10 protein-coding genes and 1 pseudogene are annotated in these 13,193 nt (G+C 54.0%); 3 read left to right on the plus strand and 8 right to left on the minus strand.

Going from position 1 to position 13,193, the window contains the following annotated elements:
- Window positions 1–76: 76 nt before the first annotated feature.
- Together JQ822_RS24545 and pptA are read left to right on the plus strand one after the other, a co-directional pair.
- Window positions 77–169, plus strand: a pseudogene (locus tag JQ822_RS24545) (glutathione S-transferase); the annotation flags it as partial.
- A gap of 43 nt (window positions 170–212) precedes the next feature.
- A complete protein-coding gene (pptA, locus tag JQ822_RS06685) occupies window positions 213–440 on the plus strand; it encodes a tautomerase PptA (RefSeq protein ID WP_213132787.1) in 228 nt (75 codons plus the stop codon).
- Between the two features lie 38 nt (window positions 441–478).
- Here pptA and JQ822_RS06690 read toward each other — a convergent pair whose 3' ends face one another.
- Both JQ822_RS06690 and JQ822_RS06695 read right to left on the minus strand, forming a co-directional pair.
- A complete protein-coding gene (locus JQ822_RS06690; protein ID WP_213132788.1) occupies window positions 479–2,455 on the minus strand; it encodes an alkyl/aryl-sulfatase in 1,977 nt (658 codons plus the stop codon).
- 217 nt (window positions 2,456–2,672) lie between these two features.
- Entirely contained in the window at window positions 2,673–3,245 is a 573-nt protein-coding gene (locus JQ822_RS06695) for a flavin reductase family protein (RefSeq protein WP_213132789.1), read from the minus strand.
- Window positions 3,246–3,403: 158 nt separating this feature from the next.
- Between JQ822_RS06695 and nhoA the strand changes: the two genes are divergently transcribed.
- Complete coding sequence (gene nhoA / locus JQ822_RS06700; RefSeq protein WP_213132790.1) at window positions 3,404–4,249, plus strand: N-hydroxyarylamine O-acetyltransferase; 846 nt, start codon at window positions 3,404–3,406, stop codon at window positions 4,247–4,249.
- A gap of 45 nt (window positions 4,250–4,294) precedes the next feature.
- On the opposite strand, the gene narI is transcribed toward nhoA, so the two are convergent.
- The 6 genes from narI to JQ822_RS06730 all read right to left on the minus strand — a co-directional run bounded on the left by narI (window position 4,295) and on the right by JQ822_RS06730 (window position 13,156).
- Window positions 4,295–4,975, minus strand: coding sequence for a respiratory nitrate reductase subunit gamma (gene narI / locus JQ822_RS06705; protein ID WP_213132791.1), 681 nt, complete (start codon window positions 4,973–4,975; stop codon window positions 4,295–4,297).
- Complete coding sequence (narW, locus tag JQ822_RS06710; RefSeq protein WP_213132792.1) at window positions 4,972–5,667, minus strand: nitrate reductase molybdenum cofactor assembly chaperone; 696 nt, start codon at window positions 5,665–5,667, stop codon at window positions 4,972–4,974. Before narW ends, narI begins: the two co-directional genes overlap by 4 nt.
- Window positions 5,667–7,211, minus strand: coding sequence for a nitrate reductase subunit beta (gene narH, locus JQ822_RS06715; RefSeq protein ID WP_213132793.1), 1,545 nt, complete (start codon window positions 7,209–7,211; stop codon window positions 5,667–5,669). Before narH ends, narW begins: the two co-directional genes overlap by 1 nt.
- A complete protein-coding gene (locus JQ822_RS06720) occupies window positions 7,208–10,948 on the minus strand; it encodes a nitrate reductase subunit alpha (protein ID WP_213132794.1) in 3,741 nt (1,246 codons plus the stop codon). Before JQ822_RS06720 ends, narH begins: the two co-directional genes overlap by 4 nt.
- Window positions 10,949–10,985: 37 nt before the next feature.
- Window positions 10,986–12,371, minus strand: a complete 1,386-nt coding sequence (locus tag JQ822_RS06725) for a NarK family nitrate/nitrite MFS transporter (protein ID WP_213132795.1) — start codon at window positions 12,369–12,371, stop codon at window positions 10,986–10,988.
- 206 nt (window positions 12,372–12,577) lie between these two features.
- Window positions 12,578–13,156: a TetR family transcriptional regulator gene (locus JQ822_RS06730; protein ID WP_213132796.1), complete on the minus strand. Its 579-nt coding sequence runs from the start codon at window positions 13,154–13,156 to the stop codon at window positions 12,578–12,580.
- Window positions 13,157–13,193 lie beyond the last annotated feature (37 nt).

Consider the following 13,193-nt stretch of genomic DNA (forward strand, 5'->3'; position numbering starts at 1 on the left):
TAATCATGTCTGCATAGGCAGTCGAATGCTGCTCTACACTTAGGGTTTTAATATTGAGGGTTGCAGGATAATTAATGAGGACAATACGCCCAATATCAGCGCTATCGCTGATGCGGTTTGTCAAACACCGCGGATGCGTACTGTCCCGAAAAATAATAAGATTATTTGAGCAAACTCTATTACCTGCATCCCAGAACAATAAGGAACCTGCTATGCCGCACGTTGATATCAAATGTTTTACCCGCGATCTCACTGACGAGCAAAAATCCGCGCTGGCGGAGGATATTACCAAGGTGATCATTCGCCATCTACAAAGTAAAGACAGCTCGGTGAGCATCGCGCTGAATGAAATTGAGCCGGATGCCTGGCAGGCGGTATGGGACGCGGAAATCGCACCGAAGATGGATGCGCTGATTAAAAAACCGGGTTACAGCATGTGAGAGAAAACGGGCGGGAAATCCGCCCGTTTTCGTTGTGTTTACGGGGTAACGATATTGAACCAGAATTCGAACTTATCCATATAGCCAAGCATGGTGTCGAGTTTGGCTCCGTCGCCGGTAATCTTCACATCGCCACTGTCCTGCGCCTGTTTCAGCGTTACTTCCTTAAGGATGATTTTGTTCAGCGTATCGCGATTCAGTGTGATAGTGGCGTCAGCATCTTTCGCTTCGGAATTGGCGGTGTGGTTCAGTACGCCATTTTCCAGTTCAAGCTTATATTTACCGCCGTCGCTACCAAGGTCGATGTTAAACACCGATTTCGTATCGCCCGCTTTCTGCCCGTTAATATGCACCGCCAGATAGTCGAAGAACATTTCCGGCGTCATCGCCCGGACGGTATCCGGGCTGGCGGTATTCGGGGTTGGCCCTTTAACCACGCCGTTACGCAGCTCCTGTGCGCCGGTCAGGTAGAAGTTACGCCACGGACCTGATTCTGCCTGGTACCCCAATTGCTCCAGCGCATCGGCTTCCAGATTACGCGCGGCCTGGTTATTTGGATCGGCAAACACCACTTTACTTACCACCTGCGCGACCCAGCGGTAGTTACCCTGGTCATAGTCAGCCTTCGCTTTCTGCAAAATGGCATCTGCACCGCCCATATAGTCGACGAATTTCTTCGCGGCTTCTTCCGGCGGCAGTTCGTCCAGCGTTGCCGGGTTGCCGTCAAACCAGCCGAGATATAGCACATAGGTGGCTTTCACATCGTGACTGACTGAGCCATAGTACCCACGGTTAGCCCAGGTATGGGCCAATGAGTCAGGCAACTTGAAGTTAGCGGCGATTTCATCACGGGTCAGACCTTCGTTGGCCATGCGCAGCGTCTGGTCGTTGATGTAACGGTACAGGTCACGCTGGCTTTTCAGCAGATTCACCACCTTCTCATTACCCCAAGTCGGCCAGTGGTGTTGTGCCATCAAAATTTCTGCTTTATCACCCCAGCGCACAATCGCTTCGTTGATGTATTTAGACCACGGCAGCGGCTCACGGATTTTGGCCCCGCGCAGGGAATAGGTGTTGTGCAGGGTATGCGTCACATCTTCGGCGGATTCGATGAGTTTCTTCTCTTCGATGTACCACAGCATTTCTGAAGGTGCTTCTGAACCCGGTGCCAGCATGAAGTCATAGGTCAGGCCGTCAATGACCTCTTTTTGCCCATCTTTCTCAATGATGTTGGTAGGCGCAATCAGGGTGACCGTACCCGCAGAGGTTGTGGTTCCCAGCCCGGCGCCGACCTGGCCTTTGGCATCTGGTTTTAGCAGGTTGCCGTACATATAGCTGGCGCGACGGCTCATGACGTTACCGGCCATAATGTTTTCTGCCACTGCGGCTTCCATAAATCCGGCTGGCGCATAAATCTTCACTTTGCCCGCTTTAACGTCGGCTTCATCAACGACACCGCGCACGCCACCGTAATGGTCAACGTGGCTGTGGGTATAAATCACTGCAACAACCGGCTTTTTACCCCGGTTTTTAAAGTAGAGATCCATCCCCACTTTGGCTGTTTCTGCGGAGACCAGCGGATCAACGACGGTGATGCCTTCTTTGCCTTCGATGATGGTCATATTTGATAAATCGAGGTTACGGATCTGGTAGACGCCATCCGTCACTTCAAACAGTCCGCTGATGTTGATTAACTGAGCCTGACGCCACAGGCTTGGGTTAACCGAATCCGGTGATTTATCACCTTCTTTAATAAATGCGTACTGCTGCGGGTTCCAGACAACGTTACCTTGCTCACCTTTGATGACGTCCTGAGGAATCGGGGCGATAAAGCCTTTATGGGCGTCGGTAAAGTCGGTGTTATCGGAGAACGGCAGTTGATTGTAGAGCGCATTGTTCGCTTGTTGCGTGGCGGCAGTTGCGTCTTTTGGCGCTTCGGCTGCTATGACGGGGAGTGTAAAAGAAGTTAATAACCCAGTAAGTATAAAACTTTGTGCGATTCTATTAAGTTGCATCGTAAAACCTCTCTGACACTTCACCACGTACAGGTCCAGGGGGGATGCTGCAATACGGATAGCGTTTTGAATAGACATTTGAGTTAGAGCAAACTTAACTATAATCCACACCAATGAATCAGCAAGGTGACGAAGGAGTTTTTATCCAATTGGTTTTTCGGAGATTTTAAGCAGGGAATACGGATGACAAGGGGCGTTGTCATCCGGTCAGATTCTGTTATTCACCGGCAGTAATACGTTTTCCACTGGTGATAAATGTGCCCGCGCCAAGATGATGCAGGGTGTTAAGTTTGTCATCATCAAACTGCCAGCGACCGTCGACAAAGGCGCGTTCGTCTGCGGCGGCAGAAACGACCTGACCGAACAGGGTGTCATACTTCTCCTGCGCCGAAGTTGCAGGTAGCAGGCGACACTCCATCCACGCCAGGCATTTAGCCTCTATCAGCGGTAAGCCCAGCACCGGACCTTTTACCACCGGAATACCATAGCAGTTAAATTTATCTTCCACGCGACCAGATACGCTGCCCACCGCCCAGGTCCAGTTGGTTGCCGCAACGCCGGGAATAACAATGCCAAACATACCGCTACGTTCGATGAGTTCGCGCGACCAGGCAGTCTTATCCACCACGATGGCAATACGTGGTGGTTCAAACTCAACGGGCATCGACCACGCTGCTGCCATCACATTCCGCCGCTGCGTATTTTCGTCACGGCTGGTTATCAAAACCGTTGGACCGTGATTTAACAGTCGACTGGCATGGTGTAATTCAACCGGACGAAAATGACTCATGGCAGATCCTCATGAAAGTAGATATTGCATCGCATTTAGTATTGATAGTAACGGGATTAGCGATTTTGTCGCGTGAGCGGGGGGAGCAGCGCACAAAATCGACGGCGTAAAATTGAAAATGCGTTATAAGTACAACATCAAACGCACAGGGATCCCGTATGACGCCTTTTTTAACCGCTTATTTTTCCCGTATTGGTTGGTCAGATACGGTCAGAGTCGACATTGAAACCTTAAAAGCGCTGCATTTACTGCACAACAGCGCGATTCCATTTGAAAATCTGGATGTGCTGCTGCCACGAGAAATGCAGCTCGACGATCAGTCGCTGGAAGAAAAACTGGTGACTGCGCGCCGCGGCGGCTATTGCTTTGAACAGAACGGGGTATTTGAGCGTGCGCTGCGGGAGATTGGTTTTACCGTACGCAGTTTACTCGGGCGCGTGGTGCTGGCGAATCCGTCCAGCTTGCCGCCGCGTACGCATCGTCTGTTACTGGTCGAATTGCAGGGCGAGCCGTGGATTGCCGACGTCGGCTTTGGCGGACAAACGCTGACCGCGCCGATTCGGCTGCAGGCCGACATTGAACAAAAAACGCCGCACGGTGAATATCGTCTGATTCAGGAGGACGAGGACTGGATCCTGCAGTTTCATCATCATGAGCACTGGCAATCGATGTACCACTTCGATCTGGTCACCCAGCATCAGAGCGATCATCTGATAGGCAACTTCTGGTCCGCACACTGGCCGCAGTCGCATTTTCGCCACCACCTGCTGATGTGTCGCCATCTGCCGGACGGCGGTAAGCTGACCCTGACCAACTTCCATTTTACACACTATGAAAATGGTCATGCGATAGAGCAGATTAACTTACCTGACGTGACGAGCCTGTATGCACTGTTGCAGAACCGATTTAGCCTGGGGGTCGATGACGTCAAACACGGCTTTACCGAGGCGGAACTGGCGACGGTAATGGCGGCGTTTGATACGCATCCGGAGGCGGGGAAATAGGGCGTTGGCCCGGTGAACGCAAGTGCCACCGGGCATCAGAGACAATTAACGGCGGGACCGGACAATCTGGTTGCGACGGGTGAAGTATTCGACCGGCGCACTCCACACGTGGACCAGACGGGTGAACGGGAACAGCAGGAAGATGGTCATTCCCAGAACCAGATGCACGCGGAAAATCAGCGCCACGCCATCCAGATGCGTGGACGCGCCGCCCTGGAAGGTCACCACCGACTGCGCCCAACCCACCAGTTTCAACATTTCACTGCCGTCCGGGTGTTGCGCCGAGAACGGTATCGTGGTTAACCCGAGGATGCACTGAACCAGCAAAATGCACAGGATCAGAATATCCGCCGTCGAGGACGTGGCGCGCACGCGCGAGTTGGTCAGACGGCGCACCAGCAAACCCGCGCCGCCGACCAGCGTCAACACGCCGCAAATCCCGCCCGCAATCATCGCCATTTGTTGCTTCACCGCAATCGGCAGGAACCAGGCATACATCCAGTGCGGGGTTAACATGCCAAACAGGTGACCGAAGAAAATTCCCAGAATGCCGATGTGGAACAGGTTTGACCACAGCACCATACCGCGTTTATCGAGCATCTGGCTGGAGGAGGCGCGCCAGGTGTACTGGCCATAGTCGTAGCGAAGCCAACTGCCGAGGATAAATACCGTACCGCACAGATACGGGTAGATGTCGTAAAAAAAGACGTTAAGGTACTGTATCATTTCGGGCCTCCCGAGCTGACATCAACATACTGTGGCGCCACGTCCTGACTAAAGCGCCGTTGGTAGCTTTGTAACGGTGAACTTTCGCAGGCGGTGGCGTTATCCTCAATAAACTTCACCTGTTCCTCTTCCCAAACGGCGTCCAGCGCCTGGCGAGTATCGTCACGGGCTTCCGCTCCTACCTGTTTCGTGACACTGTCACTTGAAAGCTGGCTGCCCGCCAGCGTGAGCAGGGCGTCAAACAGCTGATACCACGGGGTATCGCGCTGCTTTAAACGCCCGCCAAGCAGCGCCAGAATCGGCGCGACGTTTTGTAATCCTTCTTTGGCCTCTGCCTCCGGCAGTACGCTCAAATATTCCAGATACAACGGCAGGTGATCCGGCAGCTCCCGACAGGCGAGCTGTAGCCCGACTTTTTCGTACTGCGCCAGCAGATCGACCATCGCCTGACCGCGATCGCGTGATTCCGCATGAACGTGTTCGAACAGCAGCAGCGAGGTGGCACGACCACGGTCAAATACCTCGCACCATTCGGCTTGCTTATCCAGCAGCGGGGCCGTTAACAGTTCGCGAGTGAATTCGCTCAACGTCGGCGCATCGCTGGCGACCAGCGCCAGCGCATCGTCCTTGCATTCCCACAGCAGCTCGTCCGGATACTCCATCAGCAGCCCGATAATCTTGAGGATTTGCATTATTCACCCTTCGCTTTATTGCGCACTTCGGTAATGTCGATAGCATCAATGCGGCTGCTGTTGAACAAATTGAATTTGGTGTCGGAACCATGGCAACCGTCGCCGAAGGTAAAACCGCAGCCGTTTTTCTCCGGGAAAGCATCGCGGGCCATTTCGCGGTGGCTGGTCGGGATCACGAAACGGTCTTCATAATTGGCGATCGCCAGATAGCGATACATTTCCTCGACCTGTTCAACGCTCAAACCGACCTCTTCGATGGCACGGGTATCCGTCACGCCTTCGACGGTTTGCGAGCGCATATAGTGGCGCATAGCCATCATGCGTTTCAGCGCGCGCAGCACCGGGCCGGTGTCACCCGCGCTGAGCATATTGGCAAGGTACTGGATTGGGATACGCAGGCTTTCGACGGCAGGCAAAATACTGTCGGTCTGCGGCAGACCACCGGCATCGGCGTAAGACTGGATCGGTGACAGCGGCGGCACATACCAGACCATTGGCAGAGTGCGATACTCCGGATGCAGCGGCAGCGCCAGCTTCCAGTCCATCGCCATTTTATAAACCGGTGAACGCTGGGCCGCTTCAATGACGTTTTGCGGGATCCCCTGTTTCAGCGATTCTTCAATGACTGCCGGATCGTTCGGGTTGAGAAACACATCGCACTGGCGCTCATAGAGATCGGTTTCATGCTCGGTGCTGGCCGCTTCCTCGATGCGATCTGCATCGTACAGCAGTACACCGAGATAACGGATGCGGCCAACGCAGGTTTCCGAACACACTGTGGGCTGGCCGGATTCAATACGCGGATAACAGAAAATGCATTTTTCTGACTTGCCGCTCTTCCAGTTAAAGTAGATTTTTTTATATGGGCAACCGCTGATGCACAAACGCCAGCCGCGGCATTTATCCTGGTCGATCAGTACAATACCGTCCTCTTCGCGTTTGTAGATGGCACCGCTCGGGCAGGTTGCCACACAGCTGGGGTTCAGGCAGTGTTCACACAGGCGCGGCAGGTACATCATGAAGGTGTTTTCGAACTGGCCGTACATCTCCTTTTGCATCTTCTCGAAGTTACGATCGCGGGCGCGTTTGGAAAACTCGCCGCCCAGCAGTTCCTCCCAGTTCGGCCCCCAGATAATCTTGTCCATTCGCTTGCCGTCAATCAACGAACGCGGACGGGCGGTAGGCTGATGCTTGCCTTCCGGCGCGCTATGCAGATGCTGGTAATCGTAAGTAAACGGCTCGTAGTAATCATCGATTTGCGGGATCACCGGGTTGGCGAAAATTTTGGTGATAACGCCCATCTTGCCGCCCAGACGCGGTCTTATCTTTCCGTTAACGTCGCGAACCCAGCCGCCTTGCCACTCTTCCTGGTCTTCCCAGTTTTTGGGGTAACCAATACCCGGTTTGGTCTCGACGTTGTTAAACCACGCGTATTCCATACCTTCACGCCCGGTCCAGACGTTTTTACAGGTGACGGAGCAGGTGTGACAGCCAATGCATTTATCCAGATTCAGAACCATGCCTACCTGTGAGCGTATTTTCATTTTTTCGCCTCCTGTACCTGATCGCGACCTTCATCATCCAGCCAGTCAATATTTTTCATTTTTCTAATCATGATGAATTCATCGCGGTTAGAGCCGACCGTGCCGTAGTAGTTGAAGCTATAAGCCAGCTGCGCATAGCCGCCAATCATGTGGGTCGGTTTCGGACACACGCGGGTCACTGAGTTGTGAATACCGCCACGCATACCGGTGACTTCGGAACCAGGAATATTCATGATTCGTTCCTGTGCGTGGTACATCATGGTCATCCCCGGCGGTACGCGCTGGCTGACGACCGCACGGGCGGTCAGCGCGCCGTTGGCGTTGAAGGCCTCTATCCAGTCGTTATCCTCAATGCCCAGCTCTTTGGCGTCGGTTTCACTGATCCAGACAATCGGCCCCCCGCGCGACAGCGTCAACATCAGCAGGTTTTCACTGTACGTGGAGTGAATGCCCCATTTCTGGTGTGGCGTCAGGAAGTTGAGCGCTTTTTCCGGGAAGCCGTTCGGCGGAACCTCGCGCATTTCAGTCACGCTGCGGGTGTCAATTGGCGGTCGATAGGCTACCAGGCTTTCACCAAAAGCACGCATCCACGCGTGATCCTGATACAGCTGCTGGCGACCGGACAGGGTACGCCACGGGATCAGTTCGTGGACGTTGGTATAGCCGGCGTTATAGGAAACATGCTCGCTTTCAAGCCCAGACCAGGTTGGGCTGGAGATGATTTTGCGCGGCTGGGCCTGAATGTCGCGAAAACGGATCTTCTCGTCTTCTTTGTTCAGCGCCAGATGCGTGTGGTCACGTCCGGTCATCGCTCCCAGCGCTTGCCAGGCTTTCACGGCCACCTGACCATTGGTTTCCGGCGCCAGCGTGAGGATCACTTCAGAAGCGTCCAGCGCGGTGTCGATCAACGGTCGACCTTTTGCCGGGCCTTCGCGCTTGGTGTAGTTCAGCTTACCGAGGAAATCGACCTCGGTCTGGGTGTTCCACGAAATACCTTTCCCGCCGTTACCCAGTTTGTCCATCAGCGGACCGAGCGACGTGAAGCGTTCGTAAGTGGCGGGGTAGTCGCGTTCCACAACGGCAATATGGGGCGCTGTTTTACCGGCAATGAGATCGCATTCTCCTTTGCGCCAGTCCTGTATATCAAACGGCTGCGACAGCTCTGCCGGAGAGTCATGCTGGAGCGGTTGCAGCACCACGTCAGTTTCCTGGCCCAGATGCCCCACGCAGACCTCGGAGAACACTTTGGCGATGCCCTTATAAATCTCCCAGTCGCTTTGAGATTCCCAGGCCGGATCGACCGCCGCCGACAGCGGGTGAATAAACGGATGCATATCCGAAGTATTCATGTCGTCTTTTTCATACCAGGTGGCGGTAGGCAGCACGATGTCGGAGAACAGGCAGGTGCTGGACATGCGGAAATCAAGCGTCACCAGCAGGTCAAGCTTGCCTTCGATGGCTGCTGATTGCCATTCCACCTCTTCAGGTTTAATACCGTCGCTTGCGCCCAGCGCTTCGCCCTGAATACCGCTTTCGGTACCCAGCAGATATTTGAGCATGTATTCATGCCCTTTACCGGAAGAACCCAGCAGGTTCGAGCGCCAGACGAAGAGGTTGCGCGGATGGTTACTGCCGCTGTCCGGCTGTTCACTGGCAAAACGAATATCACCGGACTTCAGCGCCTGCGCGGTGTAATCCGCCGGAGACAATCCTGCCTGGTCCGCTTTGGCTTTGACGGTTAACGGGTTCAGGTTGAGCTGTGGGGCAGAAGGTAGCCAGCCCATACGCTCGGCGCGCACGTTGAAATCGATAAGATGCCCGGTAAATTTCGACGCATCCGCCAGCGGGGAGAGCAGTTCCTGGGCGGTGACTTTTTCATAGCGCCACTGGCTGGAGTGGTTGTAGAAAAACGAGGTGCTGTTCATCTGACGCGGTGGACGGTTCCAGTCCAGCGCAAAAGCCAATGGTAGCCAACCGGTCTGCGGACGCAGTTTTTCCTGACCGACATAGTGCGCCCAGCCGCCGCCGCTCTGGCCGACACAGCCACAGAACACCAGGATGTTAATCATCCCGCGGTAGTTCATGTCCATGTGATACCAGTGGTTGACGCCCGCCCCGAGGATTATCATCGATCGGCCATGGGTTTTGTGCGCGGTATCGGCAAATTCGCGGGCAATTTGTTCGATATGACGGCGAGGTACGCCGGTGATTTGCTCGCCCCAGGCCGGGGTGTAGGCTTTAATCTCGCTGTAATCGCGGGCTGCAAGCTCATCATCGAGTCCACGATCGAGACCGTAGTTCGCCAGCACTAAATCGTAAACACTGACCACCAGGCAACGACGTCCGTCGGTGAGAGTGAGGTGCTTAACCGGCAATTTACGCACCAGCACCGGCTCCTGCTTCACGCTGCGAAAATGCGGGTTTTCGTTACCGCCAAAATAGGGGAACGCCACCCCGGCCACTTCGTCGTGCTGGCCGAGCAATGACAGCGACAATTCAGTTTCCGTGCCGGCTGCCAGCGATTCGAGGTTCCATTTGCCTTTTTCACCCCAGCGAAAACCGATAGAACCATTCGGTACTACCAATTCACCTGCGCTGTTAAAAGCCACGGTTTTCCACTCAGGATTATTGCTTTCACCCAGCCCGTCGACAAGATCGGAGGCACGCATCATCCGTCCTGGTACAAAGCTGCCGTCATCACGGGCATCCAGCAGCACCAGCATCGGCATGTCGGTATAACGGCGGCAATAATTGAGGAAGTAGTCGCTGGGCTTATCAAGATGGAATTCTTTGAGGATAACGTGGCCCATTGCCATTGCCAGTGCGCTGTCGGTGCCTTGCTTTGGCGCCAGCCACTGGTCGCACAGCTTAGCGACTTCCGAGTAATCCGGCGTAATGGCGATGGTCTTGGTGCCTTTGTAGCGGACTTCGGTAAAGAAGTGGGCATCTGGCGTACGGGTCTGCGGGACGTTAGAGCCCCAGGCGATGATATAGCTGGAGTTATACCAGTCAGCGGATTCCGGTACGTCGGTCTGCTCGCCCCAGGTCATTGGGGAGGCCGGAGGCAAGTCGCAGTACCAGTCATAGAAACTCAGGCAGGTACCGCCGAGCAGGGAGAGATAGCGTGTCCCCGCCGCGTAGGAAACCATCGACATGGCGGGAATGGGGGAAAATCCGGCAACGCGATCCGGACCGTAGGTTTTCACCGTCCAGACGTTGGCGGCGGCGATCAGTTGATTCAACTCTTTCCAGTTTGAACGGATAAACCCGCCGCGTCCGCGTACCTGCTTGTAGCTCTGGCATTTTTGCGGATCGCTCATTATGGACTCCCACGCCAGAACCGGGTCAGGCTGGCGGGAAAGGGCATCGCGCCACAGTTCGATCAGGCGTTTACGTACCAGGGGGTATTTCAGACGGTTGGCGCTGTAAAGATACCAGGAATAGCTGGCACCGCGCGGACAGCCGCGGGGTTCATGATTGGGCAGATCCGGGCGGGTACGCGGATAGTCAGTTTGCTGGGTTTCCCAGGTGACCAGACCGTTTTTAACATAGATTTTCCAGCTGCATGAGCCGGTACAGTTGACGCCGTGGGTCGAGCGTACAATTTTATCGAACTGCCAGCGCTGACGATAGCTGTCTTCCCAGTCCCGGTTGGTGTGCATCACTTGCCCGTGTCCGTCGGCAAACGTGTCGCCCTTTTGTTTAAAGTAACGAAAGCGATCCAACAGTTTACTCATGACATTTCTCCTGCTCCATTATGTGTCAGGGGTGTTGTTATTTTTTTTGTGATTTACGGCCATAGACCAGCCAGGTCACCAGCACGCAGACGATGTAAAACACGAGGAAAATTTTCATTGCGCCTACCGGTGAACCGGTCAGCGCCAGCGATGAACCAAACGCTTTGGGGATGAAGAAGCCGCCCACCGCGCCGATAGCAGAGATAAACCCGAGAGCGGCAGCGGTATCAGTGACCGCCTCACGCTGGGCCTGTTCTTCCGTACCACCGTGCAGTTTCACGCGGTAAATGGTGATTTTGCGAAAGATCACCGCAATCATCTGGAAGGTTGAGCCGCTGCCCAGACCTGCGGTCAGGAACAGTCCCATAAATACCAGGTAGAAGGCGGTGAAGCTGCCCGACCCCGACCCTGGTAAGGTGAGAAACAGCAGGGCGCTAAACAGCGCCATAAACATGAAGTTGATTAACGTCACCCGCACGCCGCCAAATTTGTCCGAGATAACGCCACCCGCCGAGCGCGCCAGTGCGCCGATAAACGGCCCAAAGAACGCCAGTTGCAGAATATTCACATCGGGGAACTGGGTTTTTGCCAGCATGGCAAAACCGGCGGAAAAACCGATAAACGATCCGAAGGTGGCGAGATACAGCAGGCTTAACAACCACAGATGAAAACGCTTCAGTACCGGCAACTGCGAGGCGATAGAGGCTTTTGAACTGGCGATATCGTTCATGCCGATTCCCGCCGCCAGCGTTGAGAGCAGCAGCAACGGCACCCAGATCCAGGCCGCGTTGGCCAGCGACAGTAACGATCCATCGGGTTGCGGCACGCCCTGCACACCCAGAAAGGTAAAGATAGGCAGAAAAATCACCAGCGGGGCGATCAATTGCATCACGCTGACACCCAGATTACCGAGCCCACCGTTAACGCCCAGCGCACTGCCTTGTTTCGCTTTCGGGAAGAAGAAACTGATGTTGCCCATGCTGGAGGCAAAGTTGGCACCGGCAAAACCACACATCAGTGCAATAACGATAAATACACCATATGGAGTAGCGGTGTTTTGCACGGCAAATCCGAGCCACAGGCAAGGAATGATAAGAATCACGGTGCTAAAAACCGTCCAGCGGCGGCCACCAAATATAGGCACCATAAAGGAGTAGGGGACGCGTAATATTGCGCCAGAAAGGGAAGGTAATGCGGTTAATAAAAAGAGTTGATCGGTGGTGAAATTAAATCCTATCTTATTTAAATTTACGGCAACCGCACTGAATAACATCCAGACGCAGAAGGCAAGCAGGAGGCAACTAACTGATATCCAGAGGTTTCTTCGGGCAATATGCTTGCCTTTATTTTCCCAAAAAGCGGGGGTTTCAGGTTTCCAGTTGGTTAAAAGATAACGATTATTTTTCTCATTTGAAGATGCCATATTTTCCTCACATGCGCACGTCACCAGGAAATAAACGCATACAGAGCCGTACTGGCCCTATTTAGAAATTATTGAAAAGTTTTAGGAATATTGACTGAAAGAATAGATAAAAAAGCGCAATAGCGCGGAGGGATGAGGGAATAACGCGTTGCTTAAGTGTTACTAATTGTAACCATGAAGGATGTATTGTTAATTCACCTATAACATCAGCTAAATAATTCCAGCGTAATCATACGATCCAGGTGGCGTGTGAAAGCAGGGTCAGCCATTTCAGCGATCCCCAGCACATACATACCATCGAGGCCACAAACCAGGCCAATTAGACGCCAGGCAACGTCAGCGGCATCGGGTTCGGCCAAAAACTCACCCGCTTGCTGACCGCAAATAATGATAGCCGCTGTCTCTTCATGCCACATGCGCATAGTCAGCAGGTAGGCGCTTTTGATTTCGGGATCTTTGTCCGCCAGGATCTGCGCTTCTCGCCAGAGTTTAATGTATGGCTCAAACCCGCCGTCTTCACTACCGAGCATGGCATGCAGACGCTCGCGGAAGGTGGCACATTCGCTGACCTGTTCCGCATCAAGCAGGGTACGAATCAGACGGATAAACGCCTGAGATTTAAGCTCGCCGGCAGAGGTAAAATGGTGATGGAGTTGGCCGGTTGCCACTTTCGCCTCGGTAGCAATGCGTCGCACCGTCATAGCGGTAAATCCCTCTTCCAGCGCGACGCGCATTGCCGCCTGCAGGATCACCTCGCGACGCTCATCCCGATTCAAATAACTCATACATCCTCCCGTACCGTCCCCATGTTGTCCGCAGTCT

The sequence above is a fragment of the Citrobacter sp. FP75 genome, from assembly GCF_018342065.1.
Classification (GTDB): Bacteria; Pseudomonadota; Gammaproteobacteria; order Enterobacterales; family Enterobacteriaceae; genus Citrobacter.

Coding starts and splice junctions, on each gene's coding strand:
- JQ822_RS06725 (WP_213132795.1), bottom strand. CDS start 12,371: ATGGCATCTTCAAATGAGAAAAATAATCGTTATCTTTTAACCAACTGG.
- narI (WP_213132791.1), bottom strand. CDS start 4,975: ATGATACAGTACCTTAACGTCTTTTTTTACGACATCTACCCGTATCTG.
- narH (WP_213132793.1), bottom strand. CDS start 7,211: ATGAAAATACGCTCACAGGTAGGCATGGTTCTGAATCTGGATAAATGC.
- JQ822_RS06720 (WP_213132794.1), bottom strand. CDS start 10,948: ATGAGTAAACTGTTGGATCGCTTTCGTTACTTTAAACAAAAGGGCGAC.
- pptA (WP_213132787.1), top strand. CDS start 213: ATGCCGCACGTTGATATCAAATGTTTTACCCGCGATCTCACTGACGAG.
- JQ822_RS06690 (WP_213132788.1), bottom strand. CDS start 2,455: ATGCAACTTAATAGAATCGCACAAAGTTTTATACTTACTGGGTTATTA.
- narW (WP_213132792.1), bottom strand. CDS start 5,667: ATGCAAATCCTCAAGATTATCGGGCTGCTGATGGAGTATCCGGACGAG.
- nhoA (WP_213132790.1), top strand. CDS start 3,404: ATGACGCCTTTTTTAACCGCTTATTTTTCCCGTATTGGTTGGTCAGAT.
- JQ822_RS06730 (WP_213132796.1), bottom strand. CDS start 13,156: ATGAGTTATTTGAATCGGGATGAGCGTCGCGAGGTGATCCTGCAGGCG.
- JQ822_RS06695 (WP_213132789.1), bottom strand. CDS start 3,245: ATGAGTCATTTTCGTCCGGTTGAATTACACCATGCCAGTCGACTGTTA.